This window comes from Streptomyces javensis (assembly GCF_039525925.1).
Lineage (GTDB): Bacteria > Actinomycetota > Actinomycetes > Streptomycetales > Streptomycetaceae > Streptomyces > Streptomyces asiaticus.
In genome coordinates this window covers 24,649-46,273 of record NZ_BAAAIF010000070.1, presented here as the reverse complement: position 1 = coordinate 46,273, position 21,625 = coordinate 24,649, and the positions used below count along the sequence as shown (strand labels likewise).

Genomic DNA, 21,625 nt, shown 5'->3' with positions numbered 1-21,625 from the left:
GTTATGGAATACCTCATCCTTGCCGTAGTCATCGCTGTGGTCGCGGTCGCCGCGATCAGCGGGCTCGTGATCAGCGGCCGCAAGAAGAAGCGGCTGCCCCCGCCCCCGCCGAGCAGCCCCACCGTCACCGCGCCGCCCGCCGAACCGCACGTCGGCGAGGAGGCCGAAACCCCGCGTGAGGAACCACGCAGAACCATCGAGGAGGTGGATCTTCCGGGCGCCGGGGCCGCGACCGCGGAGGCACCCGCGCCCGAGGCCCCGCCGATCGAGGTCCCGGAGCCGACCGCCGGCCGGCTGGTCCGGCTGCGCGCCCGGCTGTCCCGCTCCCAGAACACTCTGGGCAAGGGGCTGCTGACGCTGCTGTCCCGGGAGCACCTCGACGACGAGACCTGGGAGGAGGTCGAGGACACGCTGCTGACCGCGGACGTCGGGGTGGCGCCGACCCAGGAGCTGGTCGAGCGGCTGCGGGAGCGCGTGAAGGTGCTCGGCACCCGTACGCCCGACGAGCTGCGCGGTCTGCTGCGCGAGGAGCTGCTGCACCTCATCGGCACCGAGGCCGACCGTTCGGTGCACACCGAGAGCGGTGTGGGCGCGAACGGTGAGGAGAAGCCGGGCGTCGTCATGGTCGTCGGCGTCAATGGCACCGGTAAGACGACCACGACCGGCAAGCTGGCCCGGGTGCTGGTCGCCGACGGCAAGTCGGTGGTGCTCGGCGCGGCCGACACCTTCCGTGCCGCCGCCGCCGATCAGCTCCAGACCTGGGGCGAGCGGGTCGGCGCCCGTACGGTCCGGGGGCCGGAGGCCGGCGATCCGGCTTCGGTCGCCTTCGACGCGGTGAAGGAGGGCATCGCCGAGAGCGCGGATGTCGTCCTTATCGACACCGCCGGGCGGCTGCACACCAAGACCGGCCTCATGGACGAGCTGGGCAAGGTCAAGCGGGTCGTGGAGAAGCACGGCGCGGTGGACGAGGTGCTGCTGGTCCTGGACGCCACGACCGGGCAGAACGGCCTGGTGCAGGCGCGGGTGTTCGCCGAGGTGGTGGACATCACCGGCATCGTGCTGACCAAGCTGGACGGCACCGCCAAGGGCGGCATCGTGGTGGCGGTCCAGCGCGAGCTGAACGTCCCGGTCAAGCTGGTGGGCCTGGGCGAGGGCGCGGACGACCTCGCGCCGTTCGAGCCGGAGGCGTTCGTCGACGCGCTGATCGGCGGCTGAGGCCGGTGGTGGGGGGATCACCCGTATCGCGCCGGACGGGCCGGGGTCGAACTCCCGGCCCGTCCGGCGTTCGCACGCGAGGGGCGGGCCGCCGTCAGCCCCCGGCCCGATGACTCACATAGGCCAGGGTCCCCAGCACCAGCCGGGCGTGCGGCGGGCGGCCCGCGGTGTCGAGGGTCGGCGGGCGCAGCCAGCGCACCGGTCCGAGGCCGCCGAGGTCCGAGGGCGGGGCGGTGATGTGGTCGCCCGGGCCCAGGCAGCGCAGGTCGAGGTCGGCGTCGTCCCACCCCATGCGGTACAGCAGCTCGGGCAGTTCGGCGGCGGCGCCGGGGGCGACGAAGAACTGGGCGCGCCCGTGCGGGGTGGCGGCCACCGGGCCGAGGGGCAGCCCCATCCGCTCCAGCCGGACCAGCGCGTGTCCGCCCGCGTACTCCGAGACCTCGAGGATGTCGAACGAGCGGCCCACGGGCAGCAGCACGGCCGCTCCAGGGACCCGCTCCCACGCGGCCGCGGCGGCGTCCAACGTGGCGCCCGCCGGGACGCCGGGGGCGAAGCCGAGCGGATGCGCTCCGGGGGAGCGACAGTCCCGGTCACCGCATGAACATTCGTTTCTGCCACCCCCCGAGCCCCGTGCCGCCCGCGCGCCCGGCACCACGTCCCAGCCCCACAGCCCGGTGTACTCCGCCACCGTCGTGGACTCGGACGTACGGCCGCGGCGCCGCGAGCCGGACCGCATGTCCCGGATGCCGCCGATCGTGAAGCCCATGCCCCCTCCAACGGGTCCCGCTCTCGATGGTTACGAGCCGGAACGTCACGATGACGCTCCGTCGCCGATGAGGTGCGGAGGTGTGCGCTCCGATGTGACGGAGGTGGTGAGGCGCGACTCGCGCGCCCCCACGTGCACCCCTTCACCTGTTCCCGTCGCCTCGGTGTCAAGTGAATCGTGGGAAACCGCAACCGGGTTCATTCGAAGGGGTGGCGAATGGTGGCGTTTTCGGGAACCGCCTCGCCGGAGGCGTGATCGTAGGATTACTTTCAGTGCACAGTCCCTGGAAGCGGCGCTCGCTCGAATGCGAGCTGACGACGGGCGGAGTACGGATCGGTACATGCCACTGGCATGAGGCGGTTCCCCGTCCGGACGGTTGATGCGCCGCATCGCGGGGACAACTGACCGTGACAGAAGGCATTCTGGTGGCGGTTCGGGAAGATTCGTGGGATGGGGGCGTTCCGGGTGGGCGACGGCGGCGGCGGTGCTGGGAAGCGCCCCAATGCGCAATTGGGGTCGTGGTTCGTGCGCAGCGGCTGGTCGAAGGGGGAGCTGGCGCGCCAAGTCAACCGCAGAGCGCGGCAGTTAGGTGCCCACCACATCAGCACGGACACCTCGCGGGTGCGCCGCTGGCTGGACGGCGAGCAGCCCCGCGAGCCGATTCCGCAGATCCTCTCCGAGCTTTTCTCCGAGCGCTTCGGCTGTGTGGTCGGCATCGAGGACCTCGGGCTGCGCGCCGTCCACCGGTCACCGTCCGTGTCCGGAGTGGACCTTCCTTGGGCCGGGCCCGAGACGGTCGCGCTGATCGGTGAGTTCTCCCGCAGCGATCTGATGCTGGCCCGCCGCGGCTTCCTCGGCGCCTCGCTCTCGCTGTCCGCGGGCCCCGCCCTCATCGAGCCCATGCAGCGCTGGCTGGTGCCCTCCACGAGCGGACAGCCCGGCGGCGCCCGGGCGGCCGACGGCGGGCGCGCGCGCCGGGTCTCCCGGCTCTCCGAGCCAGAGCTGGAGCTGCTGGAGTCCACCATCGTGATGTTCCGCGCCTGGGACGCCCAGTGCGGGGGCGGGCTGCGCCGCAAGGCGGTGGTCGGCCAGCTGCACGAGGTCACCGACCTGCTCCAGGAGCCGCATCCGGACGCGGTCTCCCGGCGGCTCTTCAAGGTCGCGGGCGAGCTCGCCCAGCTGGCCGGGTGGATGAGCTATGACATCGGGCTCCAGCCCACCGCGCAGAAGTACTTCGTGCTCGCCCTCCACGCCGCCAAGGAGTCCGGCGACCGCCCCCTCGGCTCGTACGTCCTCTCCAGCATGAGCCGCCAGATGATCCACGTCGGGCGGCCCGACGACGCGCTGGAGCTGATCCACCTCGCGCAGTACGGCAGCCGGGAGAACGCCACACCGCGCACCCAGGCCATGCTGTATGCGATGGAGGCCCGGGCCTACGCCAATATGGGCCAGCCCAGCAAGTGCCACCGCGCGGTGAAGATGGCCGAGGACACCTTCGCCGACTGCGCCGGGGGCGACGGCGACCCGGACTGGATCCGCTTCTTCTCCGAGGCCGAGCTCAACGCGGAGAACGCCCACTCCTACCGCGATCTCGCCTATGTGGCCGGCCGCAGCCCCACCTACGCCAAGATGGCCGACCCGGTGATGCGCAAGGCCGTGCGCCTCTTCGGCCAGGAGACCGAGAACGAATCCGGCCCCCAGCGTTCGTATGCGCTCAACCTGATCGGCATGGCCACCGTCCACCTCCTCCAGAAGGAGCCCGAGCAGGCCGCCGCGGTCGCCCGCGAGGCGCTGCCGCTCGCCAAGCGGGTGCGCTCGGAGCGGGTCAACAACCGGCTGCGCAAGACGGTGGACACGGCAGTGCGCCAGTTCGGCGACGTACCGGAGATCACCGATCTCAGTGAGCGGCTGGCCACCCTGATGCCCGACAACCCCGAGAAGACGGGTCCCGGCCAGGCCGTCTGACCGGCCCCGGCGATGATCGCGACACCGTAACGGAGGGCTTCGGCCCGACCACCGCGGTTCACCGCCGCGTAACACTCCCGCGTCCTTCGTCACTCCGGTGAAACATCGGGCGGCATCGGCTGAAACGGCGCTGCGCCAACCTCGAGGCGAATACCGGCCCACCGATGTCCTGCCCGCACGGGCCGTCGCTTCGAGGAGACGTCCACATTGAATGGCGCAAATACAGCGTTCGTCTTGATCAGCGCCGCGCTCGTGATGCTGATGACCCCCGGCCTGGCCTTCTTCTACGGCGGCATGGTGCGGGTGAAGAGCGCCCTGAACATGCTGATGATGTCCTTCATCTCGCTCGGCGTCGTCTCGCTGCTGTGGGTGCTGTTCGGCTACTCGCTCACCTTCGGCGATGACGTCGGCGGCGGGCTGCTGGGCAATCTCGACCACATCGGATTCAAGGGCATCGACCCGACCTCGCTATGGGGCGACAAGCCGGACGCGATCCCGGTCCTGGCCTTCGCGCTCTTCCAGCTGATGTTCGCGGTGATCACCCCCGCGCTGATCAGCGGAGCCGTCGCCGACCGCGTCAAGTTCGGCGCCTGGACGCTCTTCATCACCCTGTGGTCCACGGTCGTCTACTTCCCGGTGGCGCACTGGGTCTGGCAGGCGGACGGCTGGCTGTTCAAGAAGGAGGTCATCGACTTCGCGGGCGGTACGGCGGTCCACATCAACGCGGGCGCCGCGGGCCTCGCCGTGGCCCTGGTGCTCGGCAAGCGCATCGGCTTCAAGAAGGACCCGATGCGCCCGCACAACCTGCCGCTGGTGATGCTCGGCTCCGGTCTGCTGTGGTTCGGCTGGTTCGGCTTCAACGCCGGCTCCGCCCTCGCCGCCAACGGGACCGCCGCCAACATGGCCTTCAACACCCAGATCGCCACCGGCGTCGCGATGCTCGGCTGGCTCGCCTACGAGCGCATCCGGCACGGCGCGTTCACCACCCTGGGCGCCGCCTCCGGCGCGGTCGCGGGCCTGGTCGCCATCACCCCCTCGGGCGCGGCGGTCAACGCCTGGGGCGCCGTCGTGATCGGCCTGGTGGCCGGAGCCGTCTGCTCCTGGGCCGTCAGCCTCAAGTACAAGCTGGGCTACGACGACTCGCTCGACGTGGTCGGAGTGCACCTGGTCGGAGGCCTCATCGGCACCCTCCTGGTCGGCGTCCTCGCCACCGACGGCGTCGGCGGCATGACCCAGCTGGGCAAGCAGGCGCTCGGCGCCTTCACGGTGCTGCTCTACTCCTTCGCCGTCTCCTGGATCCTGGCCAAGCTCATCCACGTCACCATCGGCTTCCGGGCCAGTGAGGACGATGAGCTCGGCGGCGTCGACCAGGCGTTCCACGCCGAGACCGCCTATGACTTCAGCGCGGTCGGCGGGTCCCCGCGTAGTACGGTGCCCGCCGCTGGCCAGGCCGGCGCGTCCGCGCCGCAGAAGCCGCACAACAAGAAGGTGGACGCGTGAAGCTCATCACCGCAGTAGTGAAGCCGCACCGGCTCGACGAGATCAAGGAAGCGCTGCAAGCGTTCGGCGTACAGGGCCTGACCGTCACCGAGGCCAGCGGCTACGGCCGTCAGCGCGGCCACACCGAGGTCTACCGGGGCGCGGAGTACACCGTCGACCTGGTGCCCAAGGTGCGCATAGAGGTGCTGGTCGAGGACGAGGACGCCGATGACCTCGTCGATGTCGTGGTCAAGGCCGCGCGCACCGGAAAGATCGGGGACGGCAAGGTCTGGAGCGTCCCCGTCGAGACCGCGGTCCGCGTCCGCACCGGGGAGCGCGGCCCGGACGCCCTCTGAGGGCCGGTGCCGGGACAGCCGTTGGGGTCTGCGGCCCGGGCGCCTTCTGAGGGTCGGGGCCGGGACAGCCGTTGGGGTCTGCGGCCCGGGCGCCTTCTGAGGGCCGGTGCCGGGACACCCGTTGGGGTCCGCGGCCCGGGCGCCCTCCGAGGGCCCGGCACGAGCCGGACAACCAGTCGCACGCGGACAGGGAGCCGAGTTGACGGAAAGCCTCGAGACCACGACCGACACCACCGACTCGGGGCCCGGCGGCTACGCGGCGGCGCGGCTGCGACTCCTCCAGGAGGAGTCGCGGTCCGGGCCCCCGCGCCGCACCGCCCTGGCCGACCTCACCGACCGGTGGCTGGCCGCCCTGCTCACCGGCGGCGCGGAGACCGCCGGGATCGCACGGGGCGCCGCCCTGGTGGCCGTCGGCGGCTACGGACGCGGCGAACTCTCCCCGCGCAGCGACCTCGATGTGCTGCTGCTGCACGACGGCTCCGCCGACCGTTCGGCCCTCGCCGCGCTCGCCGACCACATCTGGTACCCCGTCTGGGACATGGGCCTCGCCCTCGACCACTCCGTGCGCACCCCCGACGAGGCCCGCGGGACCGCCGCCGAGGATCTGAAGGTCCAGCTCGGCCTGCTCGACGCCCGCCATATCGCGGGCGACGCCGCGCTCACCGCCGATCTGCGCACCACCGTCCTCGCCGACTGGCGCGCCCAGGCCCCGCGGCGGCTGCCCGAGCTCCACACGCTGTGCCAGGAGCGCGCCGAGCGCCACGGAGAGCTCCAGTTCCTGCTAGAGCCCGATCTGAAGGAGGCCCGCGGCGGGCTCCGCGACGCCACCGCGCTGCGCGCCATCGCCGCCTCCTGGCTCGCCGACGCCCCCCGCGAGGGCCTCGACGACGCGCGGCGGCGGCTGCTGGACGCCCGCGACGCGCTCCACCTGTCCACCGGGCGCGCCACCGACCGCCTCGCCCTCCAGGAACAGGACCAGGTCGCGGGCGCCCTCGGACTGCTGGACGCCGACGCCCTGCTGCGCCAGATCTACGAATCCGCCCGGACCATCTCGTACGCCTCCGACGTCACCTGGCGCGAGGTCGAACGGGTGCTGCGCGCCCGCTCGGCGGCCCGGCCCCGGCTGCGCGGACTGCTCGGCGGCCGCGGCGGGCGCTCGGGCGGACGAGGGGGCACCGCGGACGCGGGGGAGCGCAGCCCGCTCGCCGAGGGCGTGGTGGAACAGGACGGCGAGGTGGTGCTGGCCCGCGCCGCACGCCCCGACCGCGACCCCGTGCTCCCCCTGCGGGCCGCCGCGGCCGCCGCCCAGGCCGGACTTCCGCTCTCCCTGCACGCTGTGAGGCGGCTGACCGCCGCCGCCCGTCCGCTGCCCGTGCCGTGGCCGCCCGAGGCCAAGGAGCAGCTGATCACACTGCTGGGCGCGGGCGAGTCCACCGTCGGAGTGTGGGAGGCCCTGGAGGCCGAGGGGCTGATCACCCGGCTGCTGCCGGACTGGGAGCGGGTGCGCTGCCGTCCGCAGCGCAACCCGGTACACCGCTGGACCGTGGACCGGCACCTGGTCGAGACCGCGGTCCGGGCCAGCGCCCTCAGCCGCCGGGTCGGCCGCCCCGATCTGCTGCTGGTCGCCGCGCTGCTGCACGACATCGGCAAGGGCTGGCCCGGCGACCACTCGGTGGCCGGGGAGACCATCGCCCGCGACGTCGCCGCCCGTATCGGCTTCGACCGCGCGGACGTCGCGGTCCTCGCCACCCTCGTACGCCACCATCTGCTGCTGGTCGAGACCGCCACCCGGCGCGACCTGGACGATCCGGCCACGGTGCGGTCGGTCGCCGAGGCCGTCGGCAGCGCCACCACCCTGGAACTGCTGCACGCCCTCACCGAGGCCGACGCCCTCGCCACCGGTCCCGCGGCCTGGAGCGCCTGGCGCGACTCCCTCGTCACCGACCTGGTCAAGCGGGTCTCGGCGGTCCTCGCGGGCGAACCCGCGGCCGACTGGTCCACCCCGCAGCAGACCACGGCCGAGCAGGAACGCCTCGCGGTCGAGGCATGGCGCACCGGCGGCCCGGTGCTGGCCCTGCACGCCCGCTCCGAGGCACTGCCGCCGGGCGAAACCGGCCTCCTTACGGACGTCACCGGAACGGATGTCACCGAAGGGCCGCCGGAGGAGGGGCCCACCGGCCCCGAACCGATCGGTGTGGAACTCCTCATCGCCGTCCCCGACCAGCCCGGCGTCCTCGCCACGGCTGCTGGTGTCCTCGCCCTGCACCGCCTTACGGTGCGCGCGGCGGACCTGCGCGCCGTCGAGCTGCCGTCGGAGCTGGACGCGGCGGACGCGGCGGACGCGTCAGGCGCGGCGGGCGCGTCAGGCGCGGCGGGCGCGTCAGGCGCGGCGGGCGGGGTACTGCTGCTGAGCTGGCGGGTGGCGGCCGAATACGGCTCGCTGCCACAGGCCGCCCGGCTCCGGAACGACCTGCTCCGCGCCCTGGACGGCTCGCTCGACATCGTCGCCCGCCTCGCCGAGCGCGAGGCCGCCTACCGCAAGTACCCCCGCCGCCGCGGGGTGCACGCCCCACCACCCCGGGTCACGGTCGCCCCCGGCAGCTCCCAGCTGGCCACCGTGATCGAGGTCCGCGCCCAGGACGCCCCCGGCCTGCTGCACCGCATCGGCCGCGCCCTGGAACACACCGGCGTCGCGGTCCGCAGCGCCCACGTCTCCACCCTCGGCGCCAACGCGGTGGACGCGTTCTATGTCACAGACGACACCGGCGCCCCCCTGAAGCCCATGCGCGCGGCGGAGGTGGCCCAGGAAGTCGAGCGGGCACTGACGAGCCCGCCCGAGGCCTGAGGGCACAATTCAGCCTCTCCGGCGATTGAGGAGCGGGGTCCGGGGCGGAGCCCCGGCGGGGGCACGGGGGCGGAGCCCCCGGAACGAGGGTCGCGTCGCAAACCCGGGGGCAGACCGTTCGCACGACGGGCGGATACCCTTGGAGGCCGACCACCGACCCGACATCCGACCGAAGGATTCGCGACCACCGTGTTCGATACCCTCTCCGATCGCCTCGCAGCGACTTTCAAGAACCTCCGGGGCAAGGGACGCCTCAGCGAGGCGGACATCGACGCCACGGCACGCGAGATCCGGATCGCCCTGCTCGAAGCCGACGTGGCGCTGCCCGTCGTCCGGGCGTTCATCAAGCAGGTCAAGGAGCGCAGCCTCGGCGCGGAGGTCTCCCAGGCGCTCAACCCCGCCCAGCAGGTCATCAAGATCGTCAACGAGGAGCTCATCGGCATCCTCGGCGGCGACGCCCGGCGCCTCCGCTTCGCCAAGCAGCCGCCGACCGTGATCATGCTCGCGGGCCTACAGGGCGCCGGTAAGACCACGCTCGCCGGAAAGCTCGGCCGCTGGCTGAAGGGCCAGGGCCACACCCCGCTGCTCGTCGCCTGTGACCTCCAGCGCCCCAACGCCGTCAACCAGCTCTCGGTGGTCGCGGAGCGGGCCGGTGTCGCCGTCTTCGCCCCCGAGCCGGGCAACGGCGTCGGCGACCCGGTGAAGGTGGCGCAGGACTCGATCGAGTTCGCCCGCACCAAGCAGCACGACGTCGTGATCGTCGACACCGCGGGCCGCCTCGGCATCGACGAGGAGCTGATGCGGCAGGCCGCCGACATCCGCGACGCGGTCAGCCCGGACGAGGTCCTCTTCGTCGTCGACGCGATGATCGGCCAGGACGCGGTGAACACCGCGGAGGCGTTCCGCGACGGCGTCGGCTTCGACGGTGTGGTGCTCTCCAAGCTGGACGGCGACGCGCGCGGCGGTGCCGCGCTGTCCATCGCGCATGTCACCGGCCGCCAGATCATGTTCGCCTCCAACGGCGAGAAGCTGGACGACTTCGACGCGTTCCACCCGGACCGCATGGCGTCCCGCATCCTCGGCATGGGCGACATGCTCAGCCTGATCGAGAAGGCCGAGCAGACCTTCAGCCAGCAAGAGGCCGAGAAGATGGCGGCCAAGCTGGCGAAGGGCCCCAAGGAGTTCACGCTCGACGACTTCCTGGCTCAGATGGAGCAGGTCCGCAAGATGGGCTCCATCTCCAAGCTGCTCGGCATGCTGCCGGGCATGGGCCAGATGAAGGACCAGATCAACAACCTGGACGAGCGGGATGTGGACCGCACCGCGGCCATCATCAAGTCGATGACCCCCGGTGAGCGCCAGGACCCCACGATCATCAACGGCTCGCGCCGCGCCCGTATCGCCCGCGGTTCCGGCGTCGAGGTGAGCGCGGTCAAGAACCTGGTGGAGCGGTTCTTCGACGCACGCAAGATGATGTCGAAGATGGCCCAGGGCGGCATGCCGGGGATGCCCGGGATGCCGGGCATGCCTGGCATGGGCGGCGGCAACAAGCGCAAGGGCAAGCAGCAGAAGAAGGCCAAGGGCAAGCAGCGCTCGGGCAACCCCATGAAGCGCAAGGCCGAGGAGCAGGCCGCCGCGGCGCGCCGCGAGCAGGGCGGCGCGTTCGGGCTGCCCAACGGCGACCAGGGCGGCCAGGACTTCGAACTCCCCGACGAGTTCAAGAAGTTCATGGGCTGAGCCACCCCGGCTGCCACCCCGGCTCCCGAGCCGGCTGCCACCCCGGCTCCCGAGCCGGCTGCCACCCCGGCTCCCGAGCCGCACTCGTACGAGCGAACCGTAAGGCCCCTGCGCACCCCGCCAGGGGCCTTACGCGATGGGCCCGTTCAGGCCCGGCAGATCAGATAGCGGAAGACGTTCGGCATCCACACCGTGCCGTCCGCCCGCTGATGCGGATGCAGCGCCTCGGTGATCTCCTTACGGACCTGGATCGGATCCGTGGCCCGCTCCGCCGCGTCGAACAGCCCCGTCGACAGCAGCCCGCGCACCGCGCTGTCCATGTCGGCGTACCCGAACGGGCAGGCCACCCGGCCCGAGCCGTCGGGCCGCAGACCCGCCCGCGCGGCCAGTTCCTCCAGGTCGTCCCGGCCGCACAGCCGCCAGCCTGCGGCAGGGGGCACCTCCCGGCGGTGGTCGGGGGCGCACACGGGGTCCGCGAGCCGGGCGCCCACCCGCAGCACCCCGGAGGTGGCGCAGCGCTCCGGCGGTCCCCATCCGGCGAGCACCACGGCCCCGCCGCGCTCGGTTCCGGCCGCGGCGGCCGCGAGCGCGGACGCCGCGTCGGACACCATCGCACCGGGGCTCCCCGCGCCCAGGGCGGACAGCGGCTCGAAGGCGGTCACCACCGTGAAGGCCGCGTCCGTCGCGGCCTCCCGCACACAGGGGCTCTCCGGGCCGCCGAGGACCAGCCGGGCGGGCCGCGCCGGGTCGTCCGGTGTGTCCGCGGCGGTCAGCCGCTCCCGCGCGAGGTCCAGGCGCCGCTCGTCCGTGTCCACTCCGCACACCGCGGCGCCGCGCGCGGCCGCGATGAGGAGGGCGAGCCCGGAACCGCAGCCCAGGCCCAGCAGACGCGTTCCGGCGCCGACGTCCAGCCGTTCGTACACGGCCTCGTACAGCGGGACCAGCATCCGCTCCTGGATCTCCGCCCAGTCGCGGGTGCGGGCGTGCGCGTCCGTCGTCCACGACGAGGAGGGGCGCGGGCGGTGCCGCCGTACGAGCGTAGATGTCATCGAAAGGGCCCCAATCAGCGAAGAGCTGTGCCGTCGTCAGATTCGGTGTCACATCCCCCGTGGTGCGCTTCCCCCGCGGTGCGTTGTGACGTCCCACCCCCAAATGCCAGGGAACTCCGCATCCGTCCCCGCGTCCAGAGGTTTCACGGCCGTGCTTGCGTGCCCCCTTTGTGCGCCCCCGCACACCTGTGCGTACGCTTCGCCTCCCGAACCGCCCCCTGACCTCCGCCGGGCCACCGGACGGCCGTGGGCGTGGCGCGGGCGGTGGCCGGTGCTGATCGGCTCGTTTTGGTTTGATTCACGGTTCGGTACCCCCGGGCCGTACGATCGGCGCCATGGCCAAGACTCCCGTGCTCACCCCCCAGGCGGAGGACTTCCCCCGCTGGTACCAGGACGTGATCAACAAGGCCGAACTGGCCGACAACGGCCCGGTGCGCGGCACCATGGTGATCCGACCGTACGGGTACGGGCTCTGGGAGCGGATGCAGCAGGACATGGACGCCCGCATCAAGGCGGTCGGCGTCCAGAACGCGTACTTCCCGCTCTTCATCCCGCAGTCGTATCTGGCCAGGGAGGCCGATCACGTCGAGGGGTTCGCACCGGAGCTCGCGGTCGTCACCCATGGCGGCGGTAAGGAGCTCGAGGAGCCGGTGGTCGTCCGGCCCACCTCCGAGACGATCGTCAACGAGTACTTCTCCAAGTGGGTGCAGAGCTACCGCGATCTGCCGCTGCTGATCAACCAGTGGGCCAATGTGGTGCGTTGGGAGCTGCGGCCGCGGCTGTTCCTGCGGACGACCGAGTTCCTGTGGCAGGAGGGCCACACCGCACACGCCTCGTACGAGGACGCCCGGGACTTCGCCGCCCGGATCCACCGTGAGGTCTACGCCCGGTTCATGGCGGACGTCCTGGCGATGGACGTGGTCCTGGGGCGCAAGACCGCCCGGGAGCGGTTCGCCGGCGCCCTCAACACCCTCACCCTCGAAGGGATGATGGGCGACGGCAAGGCGCTCCAGCTGGGCACCAGCCATGAGCTCGGCCAGAACTTCGCCCGCGCCTTCCACACCAGCTATCTGTCCAAGGACGGCGAGCAGGAGCTGGTCTGGCAGACCTCCTGGGGCAGCACGACCCGGATGGTCGGCGCACTGGTGATGATGCACGGCGACGACAACGGCCTGCGGATCCCGCCGCGGCTGGCCCCGATCCAGGTCGTGGTGCTGGCGATCAAGGGCGATGACGCGGTGCTCGCCAAGGTCCGCGAGATCGGCGAGCTGCTCACCGCGGCGGGCGTGCGGGTCCACGTCGACGACCGTACGGACACCCCCTTCGGCCGGCGCGCGGTCGACTGGGAGCTCAAGGGTGTGCCGGTCCGGGTCGAGGTCGGCCCGCGCGACCTGGAGGGCGGCACCGCGATGGTGGCCAGGCGGATCCCGGGCGGCAAGGAGCCGGTGCGCACCGAGCTGCTGCCGGAACTGCTGCCCAAGGTCCTGGAGGAGGACCAGGCGCTGCTGTTGCGGCAGGCCCGTGAGCGCCGTAAGGCGCGCACCACGGACGTGACGACCATGGAGGAGGCCGCCGAGGCCGCGGCCGCGGGCGGCTGGGCCCGCATCCGCTGGGCGGATCTGGGGCCGGAGGGCGAGGCTGCGCTCGCCGAGCGGTCGGTGTCCGTGCGGTGTCTGGTGACCGAGGACGGGGCGGTGCCGGACGCCGACGACGCTCCCGGTAACGTCGCGTACGTCGCGAGGGCCTACTGAACCGGTACGTACCGGCTTGGTGCGCGGTGCGTGGCTCATCCATACATTTACGCACCCGCCCCTCGTCGCCGTACATCAGCGTGAACTGACTGGTACGTGCAAATTATTTGGGATGCCCCGGAATCGGAACACCGGACCGGTCCCGCTCGTTAGCACGACGTGAGCACGACACCACCTGTTCTCGCCGCAGAGCTGGCGCAGGCGTGGGCCGATATTCAACGGCACCACCCCGAGCTGCCGGATCTCGCCGCGCCCGAATCGCTGATCGGAGAATCGTCGTCCGCATGTGGCGCCGAGCTCTCCTTCGAACGGCTGCTGCATGAGGCAGTGCATGGGATCGCCGCTGCCCGCGGTGTCCGTGACACCTCACGCGCCGGCCGCTACCACAACCGCCGGTTCCTGGCGATCGCCGAGGAGCTGGGTCTTGACCACCCCGAGGAGCCGCATCCCAGCAGCGGCTTCTCGCTGGTCACCCTCAGCCCCGAGGCGAGAAAGCGGTACCGGACGACGATCGACCGCCTCCAGCGCGCGCTCAAGGCGCACACCGTGGCGACCACCGCCGAGACCTCCCGCACCTTCCGCGGGCCCGCCGCGCGCCACGGCTCGTCCGGTGGCGGGGTCCGGGTCAAGGCGGTGTGCGACTGCGGGCGCAATGTCCGCGTCGTCCCGTCGGTGCTGGCCCAGGCGCCGATCATGTGCGGTGGATGCGGGAAGCCGTTCCGCATTCCGGAGCCGGTGGCCGCGGTCGGCTGACCTGTCACGGTGTGGCACAATGGTCTGCTGTACTCGACAGTCGACCAGGACCCCTCTCTCCTACGGCTGACGCGTCCATCGGGCACTCGGGTACCGCAACCCCACGCGGCACGTCGCAGTGCTCAACCACGTCAAGACCAGGAGACACCACTCCCGTGGCAGTCAAGATCAAGCTGAAGCGTCTGGGCAAGATCCGGTCGCCTCACTACCGCATCGTCGTCGCCGACTCCCGTACCCGCCGTGACGGCCGGGCGATCGAGGAGATCGGTCTGTACCACCCGGTGCAGAACCCGTCGCGCATCGAGGTGGACTCGGAGCGCGTGCAGCACTGGCTGAAGGTCGGCGCGCAGCCGACCGAGCCGGTGCTGGCCATTCTGAAGGTCACCGGCGACTGGCAGAAGTTCAAGGGTCTGCCCGCCCCGGCTCCGATGAAGGTCGCCGAGCCGAAGGCCGACAAGCGCGCGCTGTTCGAGGCGGCCGCCAAGGACGCCGGTGACGAGCCGAAGGGTGAGGCGATCACCCCGAAGGCGAAGAAGGCCGACAAGAAGTCGGACGAGGCGGCCGAGTCCGCTGAGTCCACCGCGTCGACTGAGGCCTGAGGATGCTCGAGGAGGCCCTCGAGCACCTGGTGAAGGGCATCGTCGACAACCCCGACGACGTGCAGGTGGCCTCGCGCAACCTGCGGCGTGGGCGGGTGCTGGAGGTCCGGGTGCACCCCGATGACCTCGGCAAGGTGATCGGCCGCAACGGCCGCACCGCACGCGCCCTGCGCACCGTCGTGGGCGCCATCGGCGGCCGCGGGATCCGCGTCGACCTCGTCGACGTCGATCAGGTTCGCTGAGGCGATCAAGAAGAGCACCGGCACGGGCCGGGGAGGGCTTTGGGCCGTCCCCGGCCCGTGTGTGTGAAGGGACATCGCATCGTGCAGTTGGTTGTCGCGCGGATCGGCCGTGCCCATGGCATCAAGGGCGAGGTCACCGTCGAGGTGCGGACGGACGAGCCGGAGCTGCGGCTCGGCCCGGGCGCCGTGCTGGCCACCGAGCCCGCCTCGGCAGGGCCGCTGACCATCGAGTCCGGCCGGGTGCACAGCGGCCGGCTGCTGCTGCGCTTCGAGGGCGTACGCGACCGCAACGCCGCGGAGGCGCTGCGCAACATCCTGCTGATCGCCGAGGTCGACCCGGAGGAACTCCCCGAGGATCCCGAGGAGTTCTACGACCATCAGCTGATCGACCTCGATGTGGTCACCGTGGACGGCACGGAGGTCGGGCGGATCTCCGAGATCTCCCATCTGCCGTACCAGGACCTGCTGGTCGTGAAGCGCCCCGACGGGGGTGAGGTGCTGATCCCGTTCGTCTCCGAGGTCGTGCCGGAGATCGATCTGGAGGAGCAGCGCGCCGTGATCGACCCGCCGCCGGGCCTGCTCGACGAGGCCGAGGCGGAGATCGCGGGCAGCCGTAAGGACGAGGGCGGCCGTGAGGTTGGGTCGTCATGAGGCTCGACGTCGTCACGATCTTCCCCGAGTACCTGGAGCCGCTGAACGTCTCGCTGGTCGGCAAGGCCCGTGCCCGCGGTCAGCTCGACGTGCGCGTCCACGATCTGCGCGCCTGGACGCACGACCGGCACAACACGGTCGACGACACCCCGTACGGCGGCGGCCCCGGCATGGTGATGAAGCCCGAGCCCTGGGGCGAGGCGCTTGACTCGATCATGGCGTCGGGCGAGGCCGAGGGGCTGGTCAAGCCCACCCTGATCGTGCCGACCCCGAGCGGCCGTCCGTTCACCCAGGCCCTCGCCGTCGAGCTCGCCGAGCGCCCCTGGCTGGTCTTCGCGCCCGCCCGCTACGAGGGCATCGACCGCCGGGTGATCGATGAGTACGGCGAGCGGCTGGAGGTCCACGAGGTCTCGATCGGCGACTACGTCCTGGCCGGCGGCGAGGCCGCGGTGCTGGTGATCACCGAGTCGGTGGCCCGGCTGCTGCCGGGCGTGCTGGGGAACGCCGAGTCGCACCGTGACGACTCCTTCGCCCCCGGCACGATGGCCGACCTCCTGGAGGGGCCCGTCTACACCAAGCCCCCCGAGTGGCGCGGCCGCTCCATCCCGGAGGTGCTGATCAGCGGCCACCACGGCAGGGTCGCCCGCTGGCGCCGGGACGAGGCGTTCCGCCGTACCAGCGAGAATCGCCCCGATCTGATCGAGCGCTGCGACCCGGCGACGCTCGACAAGCACGACCGCGCGCTCCTGGCCGAGCTGGGCTGGGAGGAGCTGCCCGGGACCGGCGGGACGGCCGGTGGGGCCCGATTTGGGCGGCCGGACCAGGCCGTGGAAGAATAGGCCGCTGCCGTACGTCCGGGTGTGCGCCCCTGCCACAGGGGGACCGACGCCCACCCGATGAGGGCGGCACTCCGAATCATCATCCGATATTCCGCTGATGACCTGTGGCATCAGCGAGGAAAGCAGACGATCATGTCTCACCTGCTCGACACCGTCGACTCCGCGTCGCTGCGCAGCGACATCCCGACCTTCCGCCCCGGCGACACGGTCAACGTCCACGTCCGCGTCATCGAGGGCAACCGCTCCCGTGTCCAGCAGTTCAAGGGCGTCGTCATCCGCCGCCAGGGCTCCGGTGTCCGCGAGACCTTCACCGTCCGCAAGGTGAGCTTCAGCGTCGGCGTGGAGCGCACCTTCCCGGTGCACACCCCGATCGTCGAGAAGATCGAGGTCGTCACCCGCGGTGATGTGCGCCGGGCGAAGCTGTACTACCTGCGCGACCTCCGCGGCAAGGCCGCCAAGATCAAGGAGAAGCGCGAGAGCTGAGCTCGCGGCTGGATCGCGGCGATTTTGCGCGACTACTGAGCTACCGCCGGATCATCCGGCCGGGCCGGATAGGCTCTGGCCCGATGAACACCGAAGGACAGCTCGCGGAGCGCGACCGCTCCCCGGGCTCCGAGAAGGAGCACGAGGCGCGGTCGCGCTCTTCGCGTGCCTCCGCGCGGACCGGGGAGCCCCGGTCCGCGGGACGGCTGCCGGAATGGCTGCGCGGGGGCTGGCTGACCGGCGGCGGGCGCTGGCGGCGGGCGGCGTTGCTCGCGACCGCGTGCGCCGCGTTCGTGCTGCTGGTGAGCGGCTTTGTGCTCCAGCCGTTCCTGATCCCGAGCGGTTCGATGGAGGGCACCCTCCGCCCCGGGGACAGAGTGCTTGTGAACAAGCTCGCCTACCGTTTCGGGGACGATCCGCGCCGCGGCGACGTTGTCGTGTTCGACGGAGCCGGTTCCTTCGGCGAGGAGGAGCCGTCCGGGAATCCGGTGACGGGTCTGCTGCGCAAGGCGGCCGCGGCGGTCGGACTGGCCGAACCGGCCGAGTCCGACTACGTCAAGCGCGTGGTGGGCATCGGTGGTGACCGGGTCACCTGCTGCGACGAGCGGGGGAGGATCGAGGTGAACGGTCAGCCGGTGGACGAGCACTATCTGCACCCCGGGGACAGCCCCTCGCGGGTGCGTTTCGACATCGTCGTGCCCGAAGGACGGCTGTGGGTGATGGGCGACCACCGCGACGCCTCCCGGGACTCGCGCGACTATCTGGGCGCTCCGGGCGGGGGCACGGTCCCCGTCGACAAGGTGATCGGCCGCGCCGAATGGATCGGCTGGCCGTTCGGCCGCTGGTCCGGCGTACCCCGGACGGACGCCTTCACGAGCGTGCCCGCGGCGCCCGGCCGCATACCGTCCGCCGCCTCCGGTGGTGCCCATGGGTAAGCGTGGGCGTCCTCGTGCCGGGGCGCGCCAGGCCGCCGCTCCGCCCGCCGGAGCCGACCTGGGCACTCCCCGCCCGCCGGGCGAGCGCCGGGTGGGCGGACGCGCGGAGCGGCGCAAGATCCAGCGGCGTATCAAGCGCAGGCGGCGCCGTTCGGCCGTCAAGGAGATACCGATCCTGGTGGGCGTGGCGCTGGTGATCGCGCTCGTCCTGAAGACCTTCCTGGTGCAGGCGTTCGTCATTCCGTCCGGCTCGATGGAGCAGACCATCCGGATCGGCGACCGGGTGCTGGTGGACAAGTTCACCCCGTGGTTCGGCTCGAAGCCGGAGCGCGGCGACGTGGTGGTGTTCAAGGACCCCGGCGGGTGGCTGGACGACGAGCGGAAGCCACCCAAGGACGACCCGCCGGTCATCAAGCAGGGCAAGGAGTTCCTGACCTTCATCGGGCTGCTGCCGTCCTCCGACGAGCAGGACCTGATCAAGCGGGTGGTCGCGGTGGGCGGCGACACGGTGGAGTGCTGCGATACGAACGGTAAGGTCACCGTCAACGGGACGCCGCTGAACGAACCGTATCTGCACCCGGGCAACCCGCCGTCGCAGAAGCAGTTCAAGGTGACGGTCCCTCAGGGACGGATGTTCGTGATGGGGGATCACCGGTCCAACTCGGCGGACTCCCGGGTCCATCTGGATGAGCCGTACCAGGGCACGGTGCCGGACAACATGGTGGTCGGCCGCGCCGTGGTGATCGCGTGGCCGTTCGGGCACATGCGGCGCCTCGAGGAACCGGGCACCTACGCCTCGGTGAAGGACGCGCCGAGTGGGGCGACACAGGCCGAGGGCTCGGCACATAGGCTGTCCCCCATGGATCAGCAAGGAATGGTCCAGCTCCCGACCCCTGCGGAACTCCCGCTCGTTATGGGAGTGGTGATCCTGCGCCGTTCGTGGGGCAGGCGGCAGTCAGGCGTGAGGAGTGGATGTGGGGGATTTGGCGGTCGGCGCACGATCCGGTCACGAAGAGCCCGAGAGGCAGCCCGGGACGGGGGCGGAGCACCCCACGAACGGGGCGGACGAGGCGCCCGAAGCCGGTGCACCCACGAACGGGTCGGCTGCCGCGCCCAGGGCGTCGGACCCACCCGGAGCCGATGGCGGGCCGGAACCCTCCGATCCCCAGGACGGTCCCGGCGCGGCTGATCCGCCCGGGCCCGGGGACGGGGCGTCGAAGCCGGGCTCCGGGAAGCCCGGCGGGCCCGGGAAGCTCGGCAAGCCCAAGAAGGTGCGCTCCTTCTGGAAGGAGCTGCCGATCCTGGTCGTCATCGCGCTGGCCCTGGCGCTGCTGATCAAGACCTTCCTGGTGCAGGCGTTCTCGATCCCGTCCGACTCGATGCAGGACACCCTCCAGCGGGGCGACCGGGTGCTGGTGGACAAGCTCACCCCGTGGTTCGGCTCCGAGCCGGAGCGCGGCGAGGTGGTCGTCTTCCACGACCCGGGCGGCTGGCTCGGCGAGTCCCAGACCAAGAGCTCCGGCCCGGTCGCCGAGGGCATCCAGAAGGCGCTCAGCTTCATCGGGCTGATGCCGTCGGCGGAGGAGAAGGACCTGATCAAGCGGGTCATCGCGGTCGGCGGGGACACGGTCTCCTGCAAGCGCGGCGGCAAGGTCATGGTCAACGGCAAGCCGCTGGACGAGCCGTACATCTTCCCCGGGAACACCCCCTGTGACGAGAAGCCGTTCGGCCCGATCAAGGTGCCCGAGGGTCGGATCTGGGTGATGGGCGACCACCGGCAGGACTCGCTGGACTCCCGCTACCACCAGAACCTGAACAACGGCACGGTCTCGGTGGACGATGTCGTCGGGCGCGCGATCGTCATCGCCTGGCCGATCAACCGCTGGACCACCCTGCCGGTGCCGAGCACCTTCGACCAGCCGGGTCTGGGCGCGGCCGCCGCGATGGCCCCCTCGGCCCTTGGGTTCGCGGGCGCGCTGCCGATCGTGCTGTGGCGCCGCCGCCGGCTGATCGCCAAGGTCCGTACGGAGGCCGAGAGCCGGCCGGAGCGGTTGACCACCGACTGCTGACGGGGCCCGTACCGCCGGGTAAGGTGCGGTTCCGTGTGCCCCGGGGCACACGGAACCTGATCTTCTACGTCTGTTGCGTACGGCGGGAGCACTGGAATGAGCGGAGCCCAAGGGGTGGGGGGCGGCAAGCCGCGGCGCACGCCCGGCAGCGTGCTGTCCGGGCTGGCGGTGGCCGTCGGCTGTGTGCTGTTCCTCGGCGGCTTCGTCTGGGGCGCGGTGCTCTACAAGCCGTACACGGTCCCCACCGACTCCATGGCGCCGACGATCGGCAAGGGTGCCCGGGTGCTGGCGGAGCGGGTCGACGGCGGCGATGTGCGCCGCGGCGATGTGGTGGTCTTCCGCGACCAGGTGTGGGGCGACCTGCCCATGGTGAAGCGGGTCATCGGGGTCGGCGGCGACCGGGTCGAGTGCTGTGACAAGCAGGGCCGGCTGCGGGTGAACGGCAAGGTCCTCGAGGAACCGTATCTGCGCTCGGGGGAGCAGGCGTCCTCCTCGGTCTTCTCCACCACCGTGCCCAAGAACCGGCTGTTCCTGATGGGCGACCATCGCAGCGACTCCCTGGACTCGCGGGTGCACCTCACCGACGAGGCGGGCGGCGCCGTGGAGCGCGGCGCGGTGGACGCCCGGGTGGACGCCACCGCCTGGCCGCTGGGGTCCTGGGGGACCGTGGGGCGGCCCGATGTCTTCAAGGCGCTGCCGGGCGGGATCTCGCAGCCGGGGCCGCTGGGGCCGATCATGATCGCGGTCATCGTGGGCGCGGTGCTGATCCTGGCGGGCGCGGCCCATGGGCCGATCGCCCGGCGCAGGTCAGGCGGCGGCGCACGGCGGGATCAAGCGGCGAAGGGGAAGGTGGCCGCGAGTGGCTGAGGGGCCCGGCGGAGCCGAGCGGACCGGCACGGACGAGCGGCGGCTGCGGAAGGTCGCCCGGGTGGTGCTGCTGGACCCGCAGGACCGCATCCTGCTGCTGCACGGCTTCGAACCGGACGATCCCTCGTCCACCTGGTGGTTCACCCCGGGAGGCGGCCTGGAGGGCGAGGAGAGCCGTGAGGAGGCCGCGCTCCGGGAGCTCGCGGAGGAGACCGGGATCACCGATGTGCGGCTCGGCCCGCTGCTGTGGCGGCGGATCTGCTCCTTTCCGTTCGCCGGGCGGCGCTGGGACCAGGACGAGTGGTACTACCTGTGTCGTACCCAACAGACCCCGGCACGCGCCGGCGGCGGGCTGACCGAGCTGGAGCGGCGGAGCGTAGCGGGTCTGCGCTGGTGGACCGCGGATGAGCTGGCCACGGCCACCGAGCCGGTGTACCCGACACGGCTGGCGGAGCTGTTGCGTACGCTGCTCGTCGAGGGACCCCCGAGTGCACCGGTGATCCTGGAGACTGAGCGCGTCTGACGCACAATGGGGGGACGCACGGCTGAAGGGGAACATGCCATGAGCGCCGAGGACCTCGAGAAGTACGAGACCGAGATGGAGCTGAAGCTCTACCGGGAGTACCGCGATGTCGTCGGTCTGTTCAAATATGTGATCGAGACCGAGCGCCGCTTCTATCTCACCAACGACTACGAGATGCAGGTGCACTCGGTCCAGGGTGAGGTCTTCTTCGAGGTGTCGATGGCCGACGCCTGGGTCTGGGACATGTACCGCCCGGCTCGTTTCGTGAAGCAGGTACGGGTTCTCACGTTCAAGGACGTGAACATCGAGGAGCTGAACAAGAGCGACCTCGATCTTCCGAGCGGCTGATCCCGCCTCCCGGGTGGCTGACCCGGACTTTCCGGCGGGTGACTCCACCTTCCGGGTGGCTGGCTCAACCTTCCGGGTGGCCGAGTTTTCCACAGCCGGACGGCCGTCCACAGGAATGCTCCAAGATCCCTGAGCGGGGCGCGGGGGCGTCAC

At 71.5% G+C, this 21,625-nt stretch carries 20 protein-coding genes and 1 pseudogene; 19 read left to right on the top strand and 2 right to left on the bottom strand.

Translation table 11 applies throughout. From position 1 onward, the window contains the following. Positions 1-3: 3 nt before the first annotated feature. Positions 4-1,215 carry a signal recognition particle-docking protein FtsY gene (gene ftsY / locus ABD329_RS38940; RefSeq protein WP_037948599.1) on the top strand — a complete coding sequence of 404 codons (1,212 nt, stop codon included), beginning with the start codon at positions 4-6 and terminating at the stop codon, positions 1,213-1,215. A gap of 94 nt (positions 1,216-1,309) precedes the next feature. Here ftsY and ABD329_RS38935 read toward each other — a convergent pair whose 3' ends face one another. Beyond that, complete coding sequence (locus ABD329_RS38935; protein WP_344317612.1) at positions 1,310-1,981, bottom strand: bifunctional DNA primase/polymerase; 672 nt, start codon at positions 1,979-1,981, stop codon at positions 1,310-1,312. Between the two features lie 450 nt (positions 1,982-2,431). On the opposite strand from ABD329_RS38935, the gene nsdA reads away from it, so the two are divergent. The 5 genes from nsdA (at position 2,432) to ffh (ending at position 10,363) form a co-directional block, all read left to right on the top strand. Then, positions 2,432-3,946, top strand: coding sequence for a transcriptional repressor NsdA (gene nsdA / locus ABD329_RS38930; RefSeq protein ID WP_198280745.1), 1,515 nt, complete (start codon positions 2,432-2,434; stop codon positions 3,944-3,946). Between the two features lie 207 nt (positions 3,947-4,153). Continuing rightward, positions 4,154-5,446, top strand: coding sequence for an ammonium transporter (locus ABD329_RS38925; protein ID WP_198280744.1), 1,293 nt, complete (start codon positions 4,154-4,156; stop codon positions 5,444-5,446). Continuing rightward, a complete protein-coding gene (locus ABD329_RS38920; protein WP_014055184.1) occupies positions 5,443-5,781 on the top strand; it encodes a P-II family nitrogen regulator in 339 nt (112 codons plus the stop codon). The genes ABD329_RS38925 and ABD329_RS38920 overlap by 4 nt, the downstream gene beginning before the upstream one ends. A gap of 199 nt (positions 5,782-5,980) precedes the next feature. Continuing rightward, positions 5,981-8,626 (top strand): [protein-PII] uridylyltransferase, encoded by a 2,646-nt coding sequence (locus tag ABD329_RS38915; protein ID WP_198280743.1) that lies wholly within the window; start codon positions 5,981-5,983, stop codon positions 8,624-8,626. Positions 8,627-8,815: 189 nt separating this feature from the next. Beyond that, entirely contained in the window at positions 8,816-10,363 is a 1,548-nt protein-coding gene (ffh, locus tag ABD329_RS38910) for a signal recognition particle protein (protein ID WP_198278309.1), read from the top strand. 146 nt (positions 10,364-10,509) lie between these two features. On the opposite strand, the gene ABD329_RS38905 is transcribed toward ffh, so the two are convergent. Beyond that, positions 10,510-11,412 (bottom strand): methyltransferase domain-containing protein, encoded by a 903-nt coding sequence (locus ABD329_RS38905; protein WP_198278308.1) that lies wholly within the window; start codon positions 11,410-11,412, stop codon positions 10,510-10,512. A gap of 335 nt (positions 11,413-11,747) precedes the next feature. On the opposite strand from ABD329_RS38905, the gene proS reads away from it, so the two are divergent. From proS to ABD329_RS38840, 13 genes and pseudogenes are all read left to right on the top strand, one after another. Beyond that, positions 11,748-13,163, top strand: coding sequence for a proline--tRNA ligase (gene proS, locus ABD329_RS38900; RefSeq protein WP_198278307.1), 1,416 nt, complete (start codon positions 11,748-11,750; stop codon positions 13,161-13,163). 159 nt (positions 13,164-13,322) lie between these two features. After that, positions 13,323-13,916, top strand: a complete 594-nt coding sequence (locus ABD329_RS38895) for a hypothetical protein (protein ID WP_030834213.1) — start codon at positions 13,323-13,325, stop codon at positions 13,914-13,916. Positions 13,917-14,071: 155 nt separating this feature from the next. Continuing rightward, on the top strand, positions 14,072-14,515 hold the full coding sequence (rpsP, locus tag ABD329_RS38890; protein ID WP_037948612.1) for a 30S ribosomal protein S16: 444 nt from the start codon (positions 14,072-14,074) through the stop codon (positions 14,513-14,515). Between the two features lie 2 nt (positions 14,516-14,517). Further along, a complete protein-coding gene (locus ABD329_RS38885) occupies positions 14,518-14,757 on the top strand; it encodes an RNA-binding protein (protein WP_005311361.1) in 240 nt (79 codons plus the stop codon). An 81-nt stretch (positions 14,758-14,838) separates the two neighbouring features. Continuing rightward, positions 14,839-15,408 (top strand): ribosome maturation factor RimM, encoded by a 570-nt coding sequence (gene rimM / locus ABD329_RS38880; RefSeq protein ID WP_198278306.1) that lies wholly within the window; start codon positions 14,839-14,841, stop codon positions 15,406-15,408. Continuing rightward, positions 15,405-16,247 carry a tRNA (guanosine(37)-N1)-methyltransferase TrmD gene (trmD, locus tag ABD329_RS38875; protein ID WP_198278305.1) on the top strand — a complete coding sequence of 281 codons (843 nt, stop codon included), beginning with the start codon at positions 15,405-15,407 and terminating at the stop codon, positions 16,245-16,247. Before rimM ends, trmD begins: the two co-directional genes overlap by 4 nt. Before the next feature lie 132 nt (positions 16,248-16,379). Beyond that, entirely contained in the window at positions 16,380-16,730 is a 351-nt protein-coding gene (rplS, locus tag ABD329_RS38870; protein WP_020868146.1) for a 50S ribosomal protein L19, read from the top strand. A gap of 83 nt (positions 16,731-16,813) precedes the next feature. Next, complete coding sequence (lepB, locus tag ABD329_RS38865; protein ID WP_198278304.1) at positions 16,814-17,665, top strand: signal peptidase I; 852 nt, start codon at positions 16,814-16,816, stop codon at positions 17,663-17,665. Then, a pseudogene (gene lepB / locus ABD329_RS38860) lies at positions 17,658-18,701 on the top strand (signal peptidase I); the annotation flags it as partial. The gene lepB (ABD329_RS38865) and the pseudogene lepB (ABD329_RS38860), both read left to right, overlap by 8 nt. Then, positions 18,649-19,734 carry a signal peptidase I gene (lepB, locus tag ABD329_RS38855; protein ID WP_425574433.1) on the top strand — a complete coding sequence of 362 codons (1,086 nt, stop codon included), beginning with the start codon at positions 18,649-18,651 and terminating at the stop codon, positions 19,732-19,734. The pseudogene lepB (ABD329_RS38860) and the gene lepB (ABD329_RS38855), both read left to right, overlap by 53 nt. Positions 19,735-19,830: 96 nt before the next feature. After that, on the top strand, positions 19,831-20,601 hold the full coding sequence (gene lepB / locus ABD329_RS38850) for a signal peptidase I (protein WP_198278301.1): 771 nt from the start codon (positions 19,831-19,833) through the stop codon (positions 20,599-20,601). After that, positions 20,594-21,124 carry an NUDIX hydrolase gene (locus ABD329_RS38845; RefSeq protein ID WP_198278300.1) on the top strand — a complete coding sequence of 177 codons (531 nt, stop codon included), beginning with the start codon at positions 20,594-20,596 and terminating at the stop codon, positions 21,122-21,124. Before lepB (ABD329_RS38850) ends, ABD329_RS38845 begins: the two co-directional genes overlap by 8 nt. A 39-nt stretch (positions 21,125-21,163) precedes the next feature. Next, positions 21,164-21,472, top strand: a complete 309-nt coding sequence (locus ABD329_RS38840) for a DUF2469 domain-containing protein (RefSeq protein ID WP_004944840.1) — start codon at positions 21,164-21,166, stop codon at positions 21,470-21,472. Positions 21,473-21,625 lie beyond the last annotated feature (153 nt).

Coding starts and splice junctions, on each gene's coding strand:
- ABD329_RS38935 (WP_344317612.1), bottom strand. CDS start 1,981: ATGGGCTTCACGATCGGCGGCATCCGGGACATGCGGTCCGGCTCGCGG.
- ABD329_RS38905 (WP_198278308.1), bottom strand. CDS start 11,412: ATGACATCTACGCTCGTACGGCGGCACCGCCCGCGCCCCTCCTCGTCG.
- ABD329_RS38840 (WP_004944840.1), top strand. CDS start 21,164: ATGAGCGCCGAGGACCTCGAGAAGTACGAGACCGAGATGGAGCTGAAG.
- trmD (WP_198278305.1), top strand. CDS start 15,405: ATGAGGCTCGACGTCGTCACGATCTTCCCCGAGTACCTGGAGCCGCTG.
- nsdA (WP_198280745.1), top strand. CDS start 2,432: ATGGGGGCGTTCCGGGTGGGCGACGGCGGCGGCGGTGCTGGGAAGCGC.
- rplS (WP_020868146.1), top strand. CDS start 16,380: ATGTCTCACCTGCTCGACACCGTCGACTCCGCGTCGCTGCGCAGCGAC.
- proS (WP_198278307.1), top strand. CDS start 11,748: ATGGCCAAGACTCCCGTGCTCACCCCCCAGGCGGAGGACTTCCCCCGC.
- lepB (WP_198278301.1), top strand. CDS start 19,831: ATGAGCGGAGCCCAAGGGGTGGGGGGCGGCAAGCCGCGGCGCACGCCC.
- ABD329_RS38885 (WP_005311361.1), top strand. CDS start 14,518: ATGCTCGAGGAGGCCCTCGAGCACCTGGTGAAGGGCATCGTCGACAAC.
- ftsY (WP_037948599.1), top strand. CDS start 4: ATGGAATACCTCATCCTTGCCGTAGTCATCGCTGTGGTCGCGGTCGCC.
- lepB (WP_198278304.1), top strand. CDS start 16,814: ATGAACACCGAAGGACAGCTCGCGGAGCGCGACCGCTCCCCGGGCTCC.